The sequence below is a fragment of the Pseudomonas sp. RV120224-01b genome, assembly GCF_003208145.1.
Taxonomy (GTDB): Bacteria; Pseudomonadota; Gammaproteobacteria; order Pseudomonadales; family Pseudomonadaceae; genus Aquipseudomonas; species Aquipseudomonas monteilii.
In genome coordinates this window covers 154,111-172,192 of the sequence record NZ_QKMQ01000010.1, presented here as the reverse complement: position 1 = coordinate 172,192, position 18,082 = coordinate 154,111, and the positions used below count along the sequence as shown (strand labels likewise).

The window sequence follows — 18,082 nt, the reverse complement described above, 5'->3', positions numbered from 1 at the left end:
AGGAAATTTCCTACCTTCACGTCGCCTTAAACTGACACAAGTCAGGTTACGGCAGAGGCGTCAGATTTATGCTGATGTCAACTTTCTCCTGGCAGGAGTTGTTAAATGTCTGATTCATCCGGAAAACTAAAGCTCGGCGCGTTAGTTGCACTTGTCGTCGGCTCAATGATTGGCGGCGGGATCTTCTCGCTGCCGCAAAACATGGCCGCCAGCGCTGGGGTTGGTGCGGTGTTGATTGGCTGGGGCATCACCGCCGTCGGCATGCTGACCCTGGCCTTCGTGTTCCAGACCCTGGCCAACCGCAAGCCTGACCTGGACGGCGGGGTGTATGCCTACGCCAAGGCCGGTTTCGGCGACTACATGGGCTTTTCCTCGGCCTGGGGCTACTGGATCAGTGCCTGGCTGGGCAACGTTGGCTACTTCGTGTTGCTGTTCAGTACCTTGGGGTACTTCTTCCCGATCTTCGGTGAAGGCAACACACCGGCCGCCATCATTGGCGCGTCGATCCTCTTGTGGGCCGTGCACTTCCTGGTGCTGCGCGGCATCAAGGAAGCGGCATTCATCAACCTGGTCACCACCGTGGCCAAAGTGGTGCCGCTGGTGCTGTTCGCACTGATCTGCCTGTTCGCCTTCAGGCTCGACATCTTCACCGCCGACATCTGGGCCGTAGGCACACCAGAGCTTGGCAGTGTGATGAACCAGGTCCGCAACATGATGCTGGTCACCGTATGGGTGTTCATCGGCATCGAAGGTGCGAGCATCTTCTCGTCCCGGGCGGAAAAACGCTCTGACGTGGGCAAGGCCACGGTCATCGGCTTCGTCACCGTGTTGCTGTTCCTGGTGCTGGTCAACGTGCTGTCGCTGGGCATCATGACCCAACCGGAGCTGGCCAAGCTGCAGAACCCGTCGATGGCGGCCGTGCTGGAACATGTGGTCGGCCACTGGGGTGCGGTGCTGATCAGCGTCGGCCTGATCATCTCGCTGCTGGGGGCCCTGCTGTCGTGGGTACTGCTGTGCGCCGAGATCATGTTCGCCGCCGCCAAGGACCACACCATGCCGGAGTTCCTGCGCCGCGAAAACGCCAACCAGGTGCCGGCCAACGCCCTGTGGCTGACCAACGCCATGGTGCAGATCTTCCTGGTAATCACGCTGTTCTCCAACAGCACCTACCTGTCGCTGATCTACCTCGCCACCTCGATGATCCTGGTGCCTTACCTGTGGTCGGCGGCCTACGCCTTCTTGCTGGCACTGCGCAGCGAAACCTACGAACAGGCCCTGGCCGAACGCAAGAAAGACCTGATCATCGGCGGTATCGCCCTGTTGTACGCCATCTGGCTGCTGTACGCCGGCGGCGTGAAATACCTGCTGCTCTCGGCCCTGCTCTACGCACCTGGCGCCATCCTGTTCGCCAAGGCCAAGCGTGAGGTAGGCCAACCTGTCTTCACCAACGTGGAAAAACTGATCTTCGCAGCCGTGGTCATCGGCGCCCTGGTGGCAGCCTTTGGCCTGTATGACGGCTTCCTGACCCTTTGACCCACGTCTTCGTTCAATTGGAGGAATGAAACCATGTCCGCTGAAAAACAGAAGTACGGTGTCCACTCCGAAGCCGGCAAACTGCGCAAAGTGATGGTTTGCGCCCCGGGCCTGGCGCACAAGCGCCTGACGCCGAGCAACTGTGATGAACTGCTGTTCGACGATGTGATCTGGGTCGACCAGGCCAAGCGTGACCATTTCGACTTCGTCACCAAGATGCGCGAGCGCGGCGTAGATGTGCTGGAAATGCACAACCTGCTGACCGACATCGTCCAGCAACCCGAAGCACTGAAGTGGATCCTCGACCGCAAGATCACCCCCGACACCGTGGGTGTCGGCCTGACCAACGAAGTGCGCAGCTGGCTCGAAGGCCTTGATCCTCGCCACCTGGCCGAATTCCTGATCGGTGGCGTGGCGGGCCAGGACCTGCCACAAAGCGAAGGCGCCGATGTGGTCAAGATGTACAACGACTACCTGGGCCATTCCAGCTTCATCCTGCCGCCATTGCCCAACACCCAGTTCACCCGCGACACCACCTGCTGGATCTACGGTGGCGTGACGCTAAACCCGATGTACTGGCCGGCGCGACGCCAGGAAACCCTGCTGACCACAGCCATCTACAAGTTCCACAAGGAGTTCACCGGCGCCGACTTCCAGGTGTGGTACGGCGACCCTGACAAAGACCACGGCAATGCCACCCTCGAAGGCGGTGACGTGATGCCGATCGGCAACGGCATCGTGCTCATCGGCATGGGCGAGCGTACCTCGCGCCAAGCCATCGGCCAGTTGGCACAGAACCTGTTCGCCAAGGGCGCCGTCAAGGAAGTGATCGTCGCCGGCCTGCCGAAGTCCCGTGCCGCCATGCACCTGGATACCGTGTTCAGCTTCTGCGACCGCGACCTGGTCACGGTCTTCCCGGAAGTGGTGAAAGAGATCGTGCCGTTCATCATCCGTCCGGACGAAGGCAAGCCATACGGCATGGACGTTCGCCGCATCAACAAGTCGTTCATCGAAGTGGTGGGCGAGCAACTGGGGGTCAAGCTGCGCGTGGTCGAGACCGGCGGCAACAGCTTCGCCGCCGAGCGCGAACAGTGGGATGACGGCAACAACGTGGTGGCCATCGAGCCGGGTGTGGTCATCGGCTATGACCGTAACACCTACACCAATACCCTGCTGCGCAAGGCGGGTATCGAGGTCATCACCATCAGCGCCGGCGAACTGGGCCGGGGCCGGGGCGGCGGCCACTGCATGACCTGCCCGATCGTGCGCGACCCTATCGATTACTAACGCCCATTACCCCCGGCCGCCCTCACAAAGCGGCGGCCGGTGCGTTCACCAAACTCAAGGAGAAAAGTCATGGCGTTCAACATTCACAACCGCAACCTGCTCAGCCTGGAACACCACACCACGCGCGAGTTGCGCTACCTGCTGGACCTGTCCCGCGACCTGAAGCGCGCCAAGTACACCGGCACCGAGCAGCAGCACCTGAAGGGCAACAACATCGCCCTGATCTTTGAAAAGACCTCTACCCGTACCCGCTGCGCCTTCGAAGTGGCGGCCTATGACCAGGGCGCCAACGTCACCTACATCGACCCCAATTCCTCGCAGATTGGCCACAAAGAGAGCATGAAGGACACCGCCCGCGTGCTCGGGCGCATGTACGATGCCATCGAATACCGTGGCTTCAAGCAGGAAATCGTCGAAGAGCTGGCCAAGTTTGCCGGCGTGCCGGTGTTCAACGGACTGACTGACGAATATCACCCCACCCAGATGATCGCTGACGTGCTGACCATGCGCGAGCACAGCGACAAGCCGCTGCACGACATCAGCTACGCCTACCTGGGCGACGCCCGCAACAACATGGGTAACTCCCTGCTGCTGATTGGCGCCAAGCTGGGCATGGACGTGCGCATCGCCGCACCGAAGGCGCTGTGGCCGCATGATGACCTGGTCGAGCGTTGCAAGAAGTACGCTGAAGAAAGTGGCGCCCGCATCACCCTCACCGAAGACCCGGTTGCTGCGGTCAAGGGTGTGGACTTCGTGCACACCGACGTGTGGGTATCGATGGGTGAGCCAATCGAGGCCTGGGGCGAGCGTATCAAACAGCTCAAGCCATACCAGGTGAATGCGCAGCTGATGAAGGCCACCGGCAACCCGCGGACCAAGTTCATGCACTGCCTGCCGGCGTTCCACAACTCCGATACCAAGGTGGGCAAGCAAATCGCCGAACAGTACCCGGACCTGGCCAACGGCATCGAAGTGACCGACGACGTGTTCGAGTCACCGGCCTGCATCGCCTTCGAGCAGGCGGAAAACCGCATGCACACGATCAAGGCGATCCTGGTGTCGACCCTGGCTGATCTGTAAGCCATATCCGCCTACCGGAGGATTGCACTGTACTTGTGGGAGCGGGCATGCCCGCGAATGCGTCAGCCGCACCATTGAAGGTGTCTGGCCTGGCCTCTTCGCGGGCACGCCCGCTCCCACAGGGAACCCGGCAGCCTCCGTGCAGCGGCAGCTCATTCTTTTAGTTAAAGGACATTCCCCATGCGTATCGTTGTTGCATTGGGCGGCAACGCCCTGCTGCGTCGCGGCGAGCCCATGACCGCTGAGAACCAGCGCGCCAATATCCGCACCGCCACCGAACAGATCGCCAAGATCCACCCTGGCAACGAGCTGGTCATTGCCCACGGCAACGGCCCGCAGGTTGGCCTGCTGTCACTCCAGGCACTGTCCTACAAACCCGACGAGGCCTACCCGCTGGACGTGCTGGGTGCCGAAACCGAGGGCATGATCGGCTACATGATCGAGCAGGAACTGGGCAACCTGCTGGCCTTCGAAGTGCCATTCGCCACCCTGCTGACCCAGGTGGAAGTGGACGCCAATGACCCCGCCTTCAAAGACCCCACCAAGTTCATCGGCCCGGTCTACAGCAAGGACGAAGCCGAACGGCTGGCCAAGGAAAAGGGCTGGGTGGTGAAGGCCGACGGCGACAAGTACCGCCGCGTGGTGGCCAGCCCCAAACCCAAGCGCATCTTCGAAATCCGCCCGATCAAGTGGCTGCTGGAAAAGAGCAGCATCGTGATTTGCGCAGGCGGTGGTGGTATCCCCACCATGTACGATGAAAACCGCAAGCTCAAGGGCATCGAGGCGGTGATCGACAAGGACCTGTGCTCGGCTTTGCTGGCCGAGCAACTGGATGCCGACCTTCTGATAATCGCCACTGACGTCGATGCGGCGTACATTGACTGGGGCAAGCCTACGCAAAAAGCCATCGCCCAGGCACACCCTGACGAACTCGAACGGCTTGGCTTCGCCGCCGGCTCCATGGGGCCAAAGGTGCAGGCTGCCAGTGACTTCGCCCGCAATACCGGCAAAGTGGCGGTAATCAGTTCGCTCGAGAACATCGAGGACATCGTCAAAGGCACTGCTGGCACTCGGGTCTCCACCGCGAAGCCGGGGATCAGCTACCGTTGAATGCAGTGGGCGGGCGCCTGGCGCCCGCCATTTTCGACCTTCCAGAGGAGTTAGCCATGGCCCAGTACCACCCCGGTCATGTACACATCGAGCGCACTGCGCTGAACGCGGCAGACCACAGCTACGACCTGAACATCGAGTATGAGGCAGTGTCTGATCCCAAGGAAGGCAGAGGCATTCAGTTCCACATGCATGGCAGCATCGAAGGCAAAACGGTGGAAGAAAAGTTCTTCCTCGCCAAGGACCAGGTGTTGCCCAGCTTTCTCATGCAACTGAGCCGCAAGGCCCAGTCGTATCTGGCGCCGCCGAAGAAATTCGAGACCCTGAGTTCGCCGCACAAGCTCTATGACTACATGTTCGCCGACATTCGCGAAAAGCTCGATGTGAAATCGGGCGATCCGATCAAGCCTGAACATCTGGAGTGATTTCAAGAACCGGGGCCGCACAGCGGCCCCGGCGATGTTAAGGCATACTACCGCCCTTCCCGGCCACCACCTCACCCTCCCCCATGCGCATCCACGTCAGCTTCATCGACCGCGTCGGCATCACCCAGGAAGTCCTCGCCCTGCTCGGTGCCCGCAACCTCAACCTGGACGCCGTGGAGATGGTCCCGCCGAACGTCTACATCGACGCCCCCACCCTAAGCCCCGCCGTGCTTGAAGAACTGCACGACGCGCTCTTCGAGGTGCATGGCGTGCAATCGGTGGACGTGGTCGACATCCTCCCTGGCCAACGCCGCCACCTGCAACTGGATGCCCTGCTGGCCGCCATGAGCGACCCGGTGCTGGCGGTGGACAGCGCAGGGCTGGTGCTACTGGCCAACCCGGCACTGATCGAACTGTGTGGCCGCGAATCCGCTGGGCGCTCGGTGGGCGAACTGTTTGGCGACCCGGCGCTGCTGCAAGCCCTGCTGGACAACAACTTCCACCTGCCCATGCGCGAGATGCAGCTGAACGGCCAGAGCCTGCTGCTGGACGCCATGCCGATCACCAATACCGGCGGCCTGCTGACGCTGTACCCACCTTCACGCATGGGCGAACGCCTGTCAGCCTTGCACCACGACCACGCCGAAGGTTTCGATGCCCTGCTCGGCGAGTCACCGGCCATCCGCACCCTCAAGGCCCGCGCCCTGCGCGTGGCGGCGCTCGATGCGCCATTGCTGGTGCATGGCGAAACCGGCACCGGCAAAGAACTGGTAGCCCGTGCCTGCCATGCCATCAGCAGCCGCCACGCGGCACCGTTCCTGGCCCTTAACTGTGCCGCGCTGCCCGAGAGCCTGGCCGAGAGCGAGCTGTTCGGTTACGCCCCTGGCGCCTTCACCGGCGCGCAACGGGGCGGCAAGCCCGGGCTGATGGAGCTGGCCAACCAGGGCACGGTGTTCCTCGATGAAATTGGCGAAATGTCGCCATACCTGCAGGCCAAACTGCTGCGCTTTCTCAGTGACGGCAGCTTCCGCCGGGTGGGCGGTGACCGCGAAGTGAAGGTGGATGTGCGCATCATCAGCGCCACCCACCGCGACCTGGAACGCATGGTTGCCGACGGCAGCTTCCGCGAAGACCTGTTCTACCGCCTGAACGTGCTCAACCTGCAGGTACCGCCACTGCGCGACCGGGGCCAGGATATCCTGATGCTGGCGCACTTCTTCATGCAGCAAGCCTGCACGCAGATTCAGCGCCCGCCCTGCCGATTGACGCCAGCCACCCATTCGGCGCTGCTGGCCAACCCTTGGCCGGGCAATGTACGCCAACTGCAGAACGTGATTTTCCGCGCAGCGGCTATCTGTGAGGGCAACCTGGTGGACATCGGCGACCTGGACATCGCCGGTACTTCGGTGGCGCGTGGGCTGGATGGCGACGTAGCCAGCCTGGAGCAGGCCGTGGGTGACTTCGAGCGTGAGCTGTTGCAGCGCTTGTATGCCAGCTATCCGTCGACGCGGCAGTTGGCCGGGCGTTTGCAAACTTCACATACCGCTATTGCCCAGCGACTGCGTAAATATGGAATACCCGGAAAAGCCTGACACTTGTCGTCAAAACTTACCGTTGATTCAGATTTTTCCTAGCCGCTCAGCCGCAATTGACTGGAGTGCTCGCCGTAGAATGGTGACATTGTAATTTTGCATGTCACCCTGAGCGAAGAGTACCCTGATGTTTGAACTCGATTTTTACGGGACACTTGTAGCCGCCTCCTTGGTACTGTTACTGGGGCGCGGTCTGGTCGCACGTATTGGCTTTCTGCGCGCTTACAATATTCCGGAGCCTGTTGCAGGTGGTTTGGTCGTTGCGCTAGCACTCTTGGCATTGCGCAGTTTCGATGTACAGGTCCAGTTTGATACCTCGTTGCAAGCACCGTTGATGCTGGCATTCTTCGCCACCATCGGTTTGAGTGCAGACTTTGCCAGCCTGAAGAAGGGCGGACGCGTGGTTGCCGTGTTCCTGCTGGTGGTGACGGGCTTGCTGCTGGTTCAGAACGCCATGGGTATCGGGCTGGCAACGGCATTGGGGCTCGACCCACTGATGGGCCTGCTGGCCGGTTCGATCACCCTGTCAGGTGGCCACGGCACTGGCGCTGCCTGGAGCGCGACCTTCACTGAAAAGTTTGGGTTGGCTTCAGCCTCGGAACTTGCACTGGCCTCTGCCACGTTCGGCCTGGTGCTGGGCGGTTTGATTGGTGGCCCGGTTGCCCGGTTGCTGATCAAGCGTGTCAAAACACCGGGTGTGGAAGAAGAAGTACCACAATTACCCAAGGGCTTTGAGCAGCCGAACAAAGAGCGGTTGATTACTTCGTTTTCATTTATCGAAACCTTGGCACTTATTGCCGTCAGCTTACTGGCCGGCACATTACTTAACAGCCTGTTGAAAGGTACCGCATTCGAACTGCCAACATTCGTTTGCGTACTCTTCGTGGGCGTATTGTTGCGCAACGGCCTTTCGGCGTTCGGTTTTTATCATGTCTTCGAACGGGAAGTCTCGGTACTGGGCAACGTCAGTCTGTCGCTGTTCCTGGCAATTGCCTTGATGTCACTCAAACTGTGGGACCTGGCAGCACTGGCCTTGCCGTTCTTCATACTGCTGGCTGCACAGACATTGGTCATGGCACTGTTTGCGATCTTCGTGACATTCCGGGTCATGGGCCGCAACTATGATGCAGCGGTGCTGGCGGCGGGGCACTGTGGCTTCGGCCTGGGTGCAACACCCACGGCGATCGCTAACATGCAAGCGGTGACCCAACGTTACGGCGCCTCGCACATCGCCTTCCTGGTGGTGCCGATGGTGGGTGCGTTCTTCATCGACATCATCAACGTGATCGTGATCAAACTGTACCTGGCATTGCCATTTATCACTGGCTAAACCCACCGGCCAGTCCCGGGCATGGCTAGCCCGGGACCGTCGCATGCCTGGGTTCAGGGACGAACCGCTGTCACTTCGATCTCGACACGCCAGGCAGGGTCGGCCAGGCCGGCAATCTGGAACGCAGAGCGTGCAGGAAGGACAGGCTGCTTGGCGGCTGGCCCGAAGAATTGGGTATAACCGGCCATGAAACCGTCGAAGTCCATCTTCCCGCCGTTCTCCGGGCCGCCCACCAGGAACACCTGCATCTTCACCACGTCGGCAAGACCAAGGCCCAGTTCTTTCAGCTGCTGCTGGATGTTTCCAAGCACATTGATGGTTTGTGCCTTGGTATCACCGTAGGCTTCCAGCGAACCCTTGGGTGCGTCAGGGTGGATAACCGACGGGACAGAACCACTCAGGTAGACAACCGTCTTCCCGGCAGGCACCTCTACAGCCGACGAGATAGGGAAACTACCTGCGCCATGGCGCACGATTTCTTGTGCATGAACGCTCCCGGCACCCGCGAGTGCCACGGCCATTGCTGCGGTCGTTAAAGCCACTTTCATACTGTTCTCCTGATGATTGCCAAAAATGTGTACGCATCGATGCTGCGCGCACGGGTCATTCCATTGCGCCTGGTGGGCTTAGAACCGATACAGGCTGAAGGGTTTGGGGTCCAGCACCGGCGCCTTTCCAAGCAGCAAGTCCGCCGACAGTTCGGACGACACCGGGCTTTCGGTCATCCCCCAACCGGTTGCGGTGTTGAGGACCAGCCCCGGGTACTCATTGACCTGCGAAATGATGGGGTTTTCGTCAGGTGCGATAGCCATGGCACCGCTCCACTGATCAATCAGCTTCGCATCGCTGAACGCGGGGAACTCGACCTTGAGTTTTTCCAGTGAGGCATTCAGTTCCGGCAGGTCCGGGGCTGCGGTCATCAGCCGGTTTTTCTCGAAAGGCGAAACCTCGTCCAGCTTCCAGTGCGTTGGCTGAATGAACGAATCGATCAGTTGCTTGTTGAGTGAGATGTGCACCGGGAAGTCGGGGATGGCCAGCAGTGGCAGGTACTTATAGCCATACATGAACGACTCTTTGACCACCGGGGCAACGACGACGCGTGGCGAGGTGGCGTATGTCCCGTCAGCCTGCTCGCGGAAGTAGATATTCCCCGGCAATGCAACGTTGCCCCCGGGTGCACGGGGTGCCGCGCTGATGATTTGCTGGGACTGGTAGGCGGGCAAGGTAGGCACATCGACGCCCAGGTTCTGCATGAACAGCCGGGACCATGCACCGCCCGCCACGATCACGCGAGACGCCCTGATGGCGCCCTTTTCCGTCACCACGTCGGAGATGGCACCTGCCTGGGTTTCCAGGCCCCTGGCGGCGCAGTGGGTGTAGATCCGCACCCCCACTTTCTTGGCATACTCGGCCATGACGAACGAAGCGCGCTCGGCATCCAGGCTACCGGAGTCTTCCTCGAAGCCTGCGACCGTCCAGCGCGAGGATGCACCGCGCAGGCGCTGTTCAAGTTCACTGCCTTGAATGATTCGCGTCTTGAAGGGAATGTCTGCGCCGACTTCCCGCGTTTTGACATCGATCCACTTTCTGACACCTTCCAGGTCTTCTTCATCGAAAGGTACTTCGACCCGGCCTTGTGTGCGGTAACTTGTGTCCGCCCCCACTTTGGCATTCATCTCTCGCCAACGTTGCTTGGCAAGATGGTGCAACTGGAATGTCGCATCAGGCATCTTGTAGGTCATGACCTGGCCATAGAACCTGCAAGACTGTTCGCCGGCAATTTCACCTTTTTCAACGACAACGACCGAGAGGCCGCGCTCGACAAGGTTGATTGCGGTCATGAGCCCCAGAATACCAGCGCCAACAACCACTACGTCTGCCTGCTTGGGAAGCGCCCCCTCGGTGCCTGCAACATAACCAAACCGCGGTTTGCCGGGAATCAATCGGCCTTCCCGGGTCAACAACGGGGTCAGAACCCCTGCGCCGCCTGCGATCGCCACGACGCCGCCGCCAATCAAAAATTTACGCCTCGTCATTCCCATGACACTTTCCCTTCCTGATATTCGGTGCTGGTTGCATGAGCCCTGGCAGCAAGGCACATGCTTGGCCGACAGCCGAATTACCAACTTTGTGGTTATTGCTTCAGGCTGACGGCTCACATGAAAGGTGGCCATTCTGGTGACGCGCTATAGGCGGGAAAATCGTTGAGGGCAAATACTTAGTTCAGCCATTTGAAAACTATCACGCAGGTGACACAAATAGTTGATATGGCGACACGGTATAGGTGCAAGAAGAAAGTGCGCAAAGTTTTGCAAGTATCGAACTTGCTTGATTCATTCCGGCTTGCCAACAACTGAACCGTCTCAACGCACCGTATCGATTTCAATACACCGTAATGAAATCAGTACACACCCGTTCGGGTGCTATTGCGCAAGGGTTTGATCCCCAAACCCTTTTTCATGCACAACCTTCTGTAGCGTTTTCGTTCCAGACGAACAAACGGCCACTCTACAAAAATCAATAACTCATTGTTTTTAGAGGAATTTCTTCGATTGGCCGCATTATTGCTAAGGGAAAGCAACCCCAAGAGCGCGGAGCCACCGCGCCCAACGCCCTGCTTCCCGAGGATTCCCCATGAGCGAGTTGCGTTTCACTGAAGATCACGAATGGCTGCGCGTCGAAGCCGATGGCAGCGTCACCGTGGGCATCACCGCCTACGCCCAGAACGCCCTTGGCGATGTGGTTTTCGTGCAACTGCCAGAGTTGCAGCCGTATGAGAAAGGCAGCGAAGCGTCCACCGTCGAGTCGGTAAAAGCCGCCAGCGGTGTCTACATGCCCCTGACCGGTGAAGTGGTCGAGGTCAACGGCCAGCTCGAAGACAGCCCGGAACTGGTCAACGAAGACCCGATGGGCGAAGGCTGGTTCTTCCGCTTCATCCCTGCCGACGCCAGCGCCGTAACCGCCCTGCTCGACCAGGACGCCTACGACCGCCTGCTCAAAGCCAACGACGACGCCTGAGGACCCCCGCCATGACCATCAACCTCGGCACCGCCAACGAATTCATCGCCCGCCACATCGGCCCACGCGCCGCTGACGAGCAGGCCATGCTCGCCGCCCTGGGCTTCGACTCGCTAGAAGCCATGACCGCTGCGGTCATCCCCGACAGCATCAAGGGCACCAGCGTGCTCGGTTCGCACGACGGCCAGAGCGAAGCCGATGCACTGGCCGCACTCAAGGCCATTGCCGGCAAGAACCAACTGTTCAAGAGCTACATCGGCCAGGGCTACTACAACACCCACACCCCGGCACCGATCCTGCGCAACCTGCTGGAAAACCCGGCCTGGTACACCGCTTACACCCCATACCAGCCAGAAATTTCCCAAGGCCGCCTGGAAGCGCTGCTGAACTTCCAGACCCTGATCAGCGACCTCACCGGCCTGCCGATCGCCAACGCCTCCCTGCTCGACGAAGCCACTGCGGCGGCCGAGGCCATGACCTTCTGCAAACGCCTGTCGAAGAACAAGGCCAGCCACGCCTTCTTCGCCTCCGTGCACTGCCACCCGCAAACCCTCGACGTGCTGCGCACCCGTGCCGAGCCGCTGGGTATCGAAGTCGTGATCGGCGATGAGCGCGAACTGGGCGATGTCAGCGCCTTCTTCGGCGCCCTGCTGCAATACCCGGCCAGCAACGGTGACGTGTTCGACTACCGTGACGTGGTACAGCGCTTCCACGCCGCCAACGCCTTGGTTGCCGTGGCCGCCGACCTGCTGGCCCTGACCCTGCTGACCCCGCCGGGCGAGTTCGATGCCGACGTGGCCATCGGCAGCGCTCAGCGCTTCGGCGTGCCACTGGGCTTTGGTGGCCCGCACGCGGCTTACTTCGCTACCCGTGACGCCTTCAAGCGCGACATGCCGGGCCGCCTGGTCGGCGTATCGATCGACCGCTTCGGCAAGACCGCCCTGCGCCTGGCCATGCAAACCCGCGAGCAGCATATCCGCCGCGAAAAGGCCACCAGCAACATCTGCACCGCCCAGGTGCTGCTGGCCAACATTGCCAGCATGTTTGCCGTGTACCACGGCCCGGCCGGCCTCAAGCGCATTGCCGAGCGCACCCACGCCCTGACCGCGATCCTGGCCGCCGGCCTGAAAGCGTTGGGCGTGCAGGTAGTGGGCGCCAGCGCCTTCGACACCCTGACCCTGGCCACCGGCACTGCAACCGCCAGCCTGCATGACAAGGCCCGCGCCCAAGGCATCAACCTGCGCCAGGTCGACGCCACCCACCTGGGCCTGTCGCTGGACGAAACCAGCAGCCAGGCTGACGTCGAGTCGCTGTGGCAATTGTTCGCTGGCGACCAGGCTCAACCAGACTTCGCCGCGCTGGCCGCCAGCACCGGTTCGCTGCTGCCTACCGCCCTGCTGCGCCAGTCGGCCATCCTCGAGCACCCGGTGTTCAACCGCTACCACAGCGAAACCGAGCTGATGCGGTACCTGCGCCGCCTGGCCGACAAGGACCTGGCGCTGGACCGCAGCATGATCCCGCTGGGCTCGTGCACCATGAAACTGAACGCCGCCAGCGAGATGATCCCGGTCACCTGGGCCGAGTTCGGCAACCTGCACCCGTTCGCCCCGGCCGAGCAGAGCCAGGGCTACCTGCAGATGACCACCGAGCTGGAAGCCATGCTGTGCGCCGCCACTGGCTATGACGCCGTATCGCTGCAGCCCAACGCAGGTTCCCAGGGCGAGTACGCAGGCCTGCTGGCCATCCGTGCCTACCACCGCAGCCGTGGCGAAAGCCACCGCGACATCTGCCTGATCCCGTCGTCGGCCCACGGCACCAACCCTGCGACCGCCCACATGGCCGGCATGCGCGTGGTGGTTACCGCTTGTGACGCCCGCGGCAACGTCGACGTAGAAGACTTGCGCGCCAAGGCCATCGAGCACCGCGAGCGCCTGGCCGCGATCATGATCACCTACCCGTCGACCCACGGCGTGTTCGAGGAAGCGATCGGCGAAATCTGCGCAATCATCCACGACAACGGTGGCCAGGTGTACATCGATGGCGCCAACATGAACGCCATGGTCGGCCTGTGCGCCCCGGGCAAGTTCGGCGGCGACGTGTCCCACCTGAACCTGCACAAGACCTTCTGCATTCCGCACGGCGGTGGCGGCCCGGGCGTTGGCCCGATTGGCGTCAAGTCGCACCTGGCGCCGTTCCTGCCCGGCCACGCGCAGCTTGATAACACCGAAGGGGCCGTATGCGCCGCGCCGTTCGGCAGCGCCAGTATCCTGCCGATCACCTGGATGTACATCCGCATGATGGGCGGTGCCGGCCTCAAGCGTGCTTCGCAGATGGCAATCCTCAATGCCAACTACATCGCCCGCCGCCTGGAAGAGCACTATCCTGTTCTATATACCGGCGGTAATGGCCTGGTGGCCCACGAGTGCATCCTCGACCTGCGCCCGCTGAAGGACACCAGCGGCATCAGCGTCGACGACGTGGCCAAGCGCCTGATCGACTTTGGCTTCCACGCCCCGACCATGTCCTTCCCGGTGGCGGGCACGCTGATGATCGAGCCGACCGAAAGCGAGTCCAAGGAAGAACTGGACCGCTTCTGCAACGCGATGATCCAGATCCGCGAAGAAATCCGTGCGGTCGAAAACGGTAGCCTGGACAAAGACGACAACCCGCTGAAAAACGCCCCGCACACCGCGGCCGAGCTGGTTGGCGAATGGGCCCACGGCTACAGCCGCGAGCAGGCGGTTTACCCGCTGCCAAGCTTGGTGGAAGCCAAGTACTGGCCGCCGGTGGGCCGGGTCGACAACGTGTTCGGCGACCGTAACCTGGTGTGCGCCTGCCCGTCGATCGAGAGCTATCAGGACGCCTGATCCGGCTCACTGGCCTCATCGCCGGCAAGCCAGCTCCCACAGGCTTCCCACTGCTCCCAAGGCTTGTGCAGTACCTGTGGGAGCTGGCTTGCCGGCGATCGAGTGCGCAGCACTCGCCTTTACCCTCTGGAGGGAACGAGCAATGTCTTTGAGCGTCTTCGACCTGTTCAAGATCGGCATCGGCCCCTCCAGCTCCCACACGGTCGGCCCGATGCGCGCCGCTGCACGCTTCGCCGAAGGGCTGCGCCGTGATGGCCTGCTAACCCGCACCACCAGCGTCAAGGCCGAGCTGTATGGCTCACTGGGCGCCACCGGCAAGGGCCACGGCAGTGACAAGGCCGTGCTGCTGGGCCTTGAAGGCGAACACCCGGACATTATCGACACCGAAAGCATCCCCGCCCGCCTGCAGGCCATCCGCGACAGCGGCCGCCTCAACCTGCTGGGCGAGCACAGCATCGCGTTCATCGAAAAACAACACCTGTCGATGATCCGCAAGCCGCTGGATTACCACCCCAACGGCATGATCTTCCGCGCCTTCGACGACGCCGGCCTGCAAATCCGCAGCCGCGAGTATTACTCGGTGGGCGGCGGTTTTGTGGTCGACGAGGACGCCGCCGGCCACGACCGCATCGTCGAGGACAGCACCGTGCTGCCCTACCCGTTCAAGACCGCCAAGGAACTGCTCGGCCATTGCACCGCGCAAAACCTGTCGATAAGCCAAGTGATGCTGGCCAACGAGGCCGCCTGGCGCCCAGAGGCAGAAACCCGCGCCGGGCTGCTGCGCATCTGGCAGGTGATGCAGGATTGCGTCGAAGCGGGCTGCCAGCATGAAGGCATATTGCCGGGCGGGCTCAAGGTCAAGCGGCGGGCGCCCGCGTTGTACCGTCAACTGAGCCGCCACCCGGAGGCCAGCCTGCGCGATGCCCTGTCGGTGCTCGACTGGGTCAACCTCTACGCCTTGGCCGTGAACGAAGAAAACGCCTACGGCGGGCGCGTGGTCACCGCACCCACCAATGGGGCGGCAGGTATCGTCCCGGCAGTGTTGCACTACTACATGCGCTTCGTGCCGGGCGCCAGCGAGGACGGGGTGGTGCGTTTTCTGCTCACCGCTGCGGCCATCGGCATCCTGTACAAGGAAAACGCCTCCATCTCTGGCGCGGAAGTGGGCTGCCAGGGCGAGGTCGGTGTGGCCTGCTCGATGGCTGCCGGCGCGTTATGCGAGGTGATGGGCGGCAGCGTGCAGCAGGTGGAGAACGCTGCAGAAATCGGTATGGAACATAACCTGGGCCTGACCTGCGACCCGATCGGCGGGCTGGTCCAGGTGCCGTGCATCGAGCGCAATGCCATGGGCTCGGTGAAGGCAATCAACGCGGTGCGCATGGCCTTGCGCGGCGACGGGCAACACTACGTGTCGCTCGACAAGGTCATCCGCACCATGCGCCAGACCGGCGCCGACATGAAAAGCAAATACAAAGAGACCGCCCGTGGCGGCCTGGCCGTCAACATCATCGAATGTTGACCCGACAACAACACCAAGGAGTCACCGATGTCCGAAACACTGCTCAAGACCCCTCTGCACGCCCTGCACCTGGAACTGGGTGCCCGCATGGTGCCGTTCGCCGGCTACGACATGCCGGTGCAGTACCCGCTGGGCGTGCTCAAGGAACACTTGCACACCCGCGAGCAGGCCGGCCTGTTCGACGTTTCGCACATGGGCCAGATCATTCTGCGCGGCGCTGATGCCGCCAAGGCCCTGGAAAGCCTGGTACCCGTGGACATCATCGACCTCCCGGCAGGCATGCAGCGCTATGCCATGTTCACCAACGAGCAGGGTGGCATCCTCGACGACCTGATGGTCGCCAACCTGGGTGACAACACGCTGTTCCTGGTGGTCAACGCCGCCTGCAAAGACCAGGACCTGGCCCACCTGCAAAAACACATCGGCAACCGTTGCGAGGTGCAGCCGCTGTTCGAGCAACGTGCCCTGCTGGCCCTGCAAGGCCCGGCTGCGGTCAAGGTGCTGGAACGCCTGGCACCGGAAGTGACCGGCATGACCTTCATGCAGTTCCGCCCGGTGAAGCTGCTGGGCGAAGACTGCTTCGTCAGCCGCTCGGGCTACACCGGCGAAGATGGCTACGAAATCTCGGTGCCGGCAAACGCTGCAGATGCCCTCGCCCGCCGTCTGCTGGCCGAGCCGGAAGTACAGCCGATTGGCCTGGGGGCTCGCGACTCGCTTCGCCTGGAAGCCGGCCTGTGCCTGTATGGCCACGACATGAATACCGAGACCACCCCGGTCGAGGCCAGCCTGCTGTGGGCGATTTCCAAGGTGCGCCGTGCCGACGGTGCACGTGCTGCCGGGTTCCCGGGTGCCGAGGCCATCTACACCCAGCAGCGCGATGGCGTGGCACGCAAACGCGTCGGGCTGCTACCGCAAGAACGTACGCCCGTTCGTGAAGGTGCGGATATTGTCGATGCAAACGATAAACCGGTCGGTAAAGTCTGCAGCGGCGGCTTTGGCCCGACACTCGGTGCACCTGTAGCAATGGGTTATATCGATAGTGAACATGCTGCAGTCGACACCCCGCTGTTTGCCGTGGTGCGGGGCAAGAAGGTTGCCTTGAAAGTCAGCAAAATGCCTTTCGTAGCACAACGTTACTACCGTGGTTGAAACGGCTTTGTGAAGGTTACGGGCAGGTTCGACATATTCGTTTTCGAACCTGCCCAATAACTTTTGAACATGGCGCCAGGCCAGGCGCCATGCCGTTTCCGTCAAATCGGTCGGTTATCGGCAAACGGCTGATTTTCCATACGACCAAGGGCTTGTTTTTCGCTCGGGAGTTGGCGTAGAGTCACTGCACTGTGTTTGCATGGGTCGCAACAGTTCGTGACCTGGGCCAGTAGCCGAGATTTGCTACAACCCGTTCGACGTCTCTTACTTTCCTGCAACCCAGCCCAGTAATCTTTCGCTTACAAACAAGTGCGAAAGAAACTGTCATCAAAATTTAAGCTTCATAGGAAATAAGACAATGGCTGAGCGTCAGAACGGTACCGTCAAGTGGTTCAATGACGAAAAAGGTTACGGCTTCATCACCCCAGAAAGCGGTCCGGATCTGTTCGTGCACTTCCGCGCTATCGAAGGCAACGGCTTCAAGAGCCTGAAAGAAGGCCAGAAGGTTACCTTCGAAGCAGTCCAGGGCCAGAAAGGCATGCAGGCTGACAAAGTTCAGGTCGCCGGCTAAGCCGAACCCGACTTCGAGAAAAGCCCCTGCCAAGTGCAGGGGCTTTTTTTTGCCCGTAGAATAGCGGCTTCGTCTTCTGGAGCCGTCCCGCATGTCCAAGCCTCTGCTCACCCCTCAGGGAGATTTTCCACCGGTCGGCCTGGGCCGGCGCCTGGCGGCAATGTTCTATGACTTTTTGCTGTGCACGGCCCTGCTGATCGTGACCGCTGGCGCTTACAAGATGATCCAGATGGCGATCATCGGCGAAGCACGCATGCGCGAGCTGACCGAGGCGGGGGCACTGGATGGCGACCCACTGCTGTCGACGGTGCTGCTGTTCGCCCTGTTCGGCTTCTTTGCCAAGTTCTGGACCCATGGCGGGCAAACGCTGGGCATGCAGGTATGGGGCGTGCGAGTGCAGAACGCCGATGGTTCGGCCATCAGCCTGTGGCAGGCGCTGTTGCGCTTTGTGGTCTCGATCGCCTCGTGGCTGTGCCTGGGGCTGGGGTTCTTCTGGGTGTTGATCGACAAGCGCAAGCGGGGCTGGCATGACATCTATTCGGAGAGCCAGCTGGTGCGGGTGCCGAAGCAGAAGAAGTGAGCACAGGTTAACACCCATGAA

General features: G+C 61.3%; 15 protein-coding genes. 13 read left to right on the top strand and 2 right to left on the bottom strand.

The features are described from left to right. The first annotated feature begins 105 nt into the window (after window positions 1-105). The 7 genes from arcD to gltS all read left to right on the top strand — a co-directional run bounded on the left by arcD (window position 106) and on the right by gltS (window position 8,357). Window positions 106-1,533 (top strand): arginine-ornithine antiporter, encoded by a 1,428-nt coding sequence (arcD, locus tag N436_RS17180; protein WP_105946906.1) that lies wholly within the window; start codon window positions 106-108, stop codon window positions 1,531-1,533. Window positions 1,534-1,566: 33 nt separating this feature from the next. After that, window positions 1,567-2,820: an arginine deiminase gene (gene arcA, locus N436_RS17175; RefSeq protein ID WP_060497442.1), complete on the top strand. Its 1,254-nt coding sequence runs from the start codon at window positions 1,567-1,569 to the stop codon at window positions 2,818-2,820. 69 nt (window positions 2,821-2,889) lie between these two features. Further along, a complete protein-coding gene (locus N436_RS17170; RefSeq protein ID WP_110741600.1) occupies window positions 2,890-3,900 on the top strand; it encodes an ornithine carbamoyltransferase in 1,011 nt (336 codons plus the stop codon). Window positions 3,901-4,080: 180 nt separating this feature from the next. Next, window positions 4,081-5,010, top strand: a complete 930-nt coding sequence (gene arcC, locus N436_RS17165) for a carbamate kinase (protein WP_016713103.1) — start codon at window positions 4,081-4,083, stop codon at window positions 5,008-5,010. A gap of 56 nt (window positions 5,011-5,066) precedes the next feature. Beyond that, the gene (locus tag N436_RS17160) at window positions 5,067-5,435 is read left to right on the top strand and encodes a DUF5064 family protein (protein ID WP_105946908.1); all 369 of its coding nucleotides are present in this window, start codon (window positions 5,067-5,069) and stop codon (window positions 5,433-5,435) included. 83 nt (window positions 5,436-5,518) lie between these two features. Further along, window positions 5,519-7,027, top strand: a complete 1,509-nt coding sequence (locus tag N436_RS17155) for a sigma-54-dependent transcriptional regulator (RefSeq protein WP_110741599.1) — start codon at window positions 5,519-5,521, stop codon at window positions 7,025-7,027. Between the two features lie 127 nt (window positions 7,028-7,154). After that, complete coding sequence (gene gltS / locus N436_RS17150; RefSeq protein ID WP_110741598.1) at window positions 7,155-8,357, top strand: sodium/glutamate symporter; 1,203 nt, start codon at window positions 7,155-7,157, stop codon at window positions 8,355-8,357. Window positions 8,358-8,410: 53 nt separating this feature from the next. Here the strand turns inward: gltS and N436_RS17145 are convergent, their stop codons facing one another. Together N436_RS17145 and N436_RS17140 are read right to left on the bottom strand one after the other, a co-directional pair. Further along, the gene (locus tag N436_RS17145; protein WP_060497447.1) at window positions 8,411-8,905 is read right to left on the bottom strand and encodes a RidA family protein; all 495 of its coding nucleotides are present in this window, start codon (window positions 8,903-8,905) and stop codon (window positions 8,411-8,413) included. Between the two features lie 78 nt (window positions 8,906-8,983). Next, window positions 8,984-10,399 (bottom strand): FAD-binding oxidoreductase, encoded by a 1,416-nt coding sequence (locus N436_RS17140; RefSeq protein WP_105946910.1) that lies wholly within the window; start codon window positions 10,397-10,399, stop codon window positions 8,984-8,986. Between the two features lie 592 nt (window positions 10,400-10,991). Between N436_RS17140 and gcvH the strand changes: the two genes are divergently transcribed. From gcvH to N436_RS17110, 6 genes are all read left to right on the top strand, one after another. Further along, on the top strand, window positions 10,992-11,375 hold the full coding sequence (gene gcvH, locus N436_RS17135) for a glycine cleavage system protein GcvH (RefSeq protein WP_016713109.1): 384 nt from the start codon (window positions 10,992-10,994) through the stop codon (window positions 11,373-11,375). A gap of 11 nt (window positions 11,376-11,386) precedes the next feature. Continuing rightward, the gene (gene gcvP / locus N436_RS17130; protein ID WP_105946912.1) at window positions 11,387-14,242 is read left to right on the top strand and encodes an aminomethyl-transferring glycine dehydrogenase; all 2,856 of its coding nucleotides are present in this window, start codon (window positions 11,387-11,389) and stop codon (window positions 14,240-14,242) included. A 142-nt stretch (window positions 14,243-14,384) separates the two neighbouring features. Next, window positions 14,385-15,761 (top strand): L-serine ammonia-lyase, encoded by a 1,377-nt coding sequence (locus N436_RS17125; protein WP_105946913.1) that lies wholly within the window; start codon window positions 14,385-14,387, stop codon window positions 15,759-15,761. Window positions 15,762-15,788: 27 nt separating this feature from the next. Further along, complete coding sequence (gene gcvT / locus N436_RS17120; RefSeq protein ID WP_105946914.1) at window positions 15,789-16,910, top strand: glycine cleavage system aminomethyltransferase GcvT; 1,122 nt, start codon at window positions 15,789-15,791, stop codon at window positions 16,908-16,910. Window positions 16,911-17,268: 358 nt separating this feature from the next. Beyond that, entirely contained in the window at window positions 17,269-17,481 is a 213-nt protein-coding gene (locus tag N436_RS17115; protein ID WP_003257941.1) for a cold-shock protein, read from the top strand. Between the two features lie 91 nt (window positions 17,482-17,572). Then, the gene (locus N436_RS17110; RefSeq protein ID WP_009687037.1) at window positions 17,573-18,061 is read left to right on the top strand and encodes an RDD family protein; all 489 of its coding nucleotides are present in this window, start codon (window positions 17,573-17,575) and stop codon (window positions 18,059-18,061) included. Window positions 18,062-18,082 lie beyond the last annotated feature (21 nt).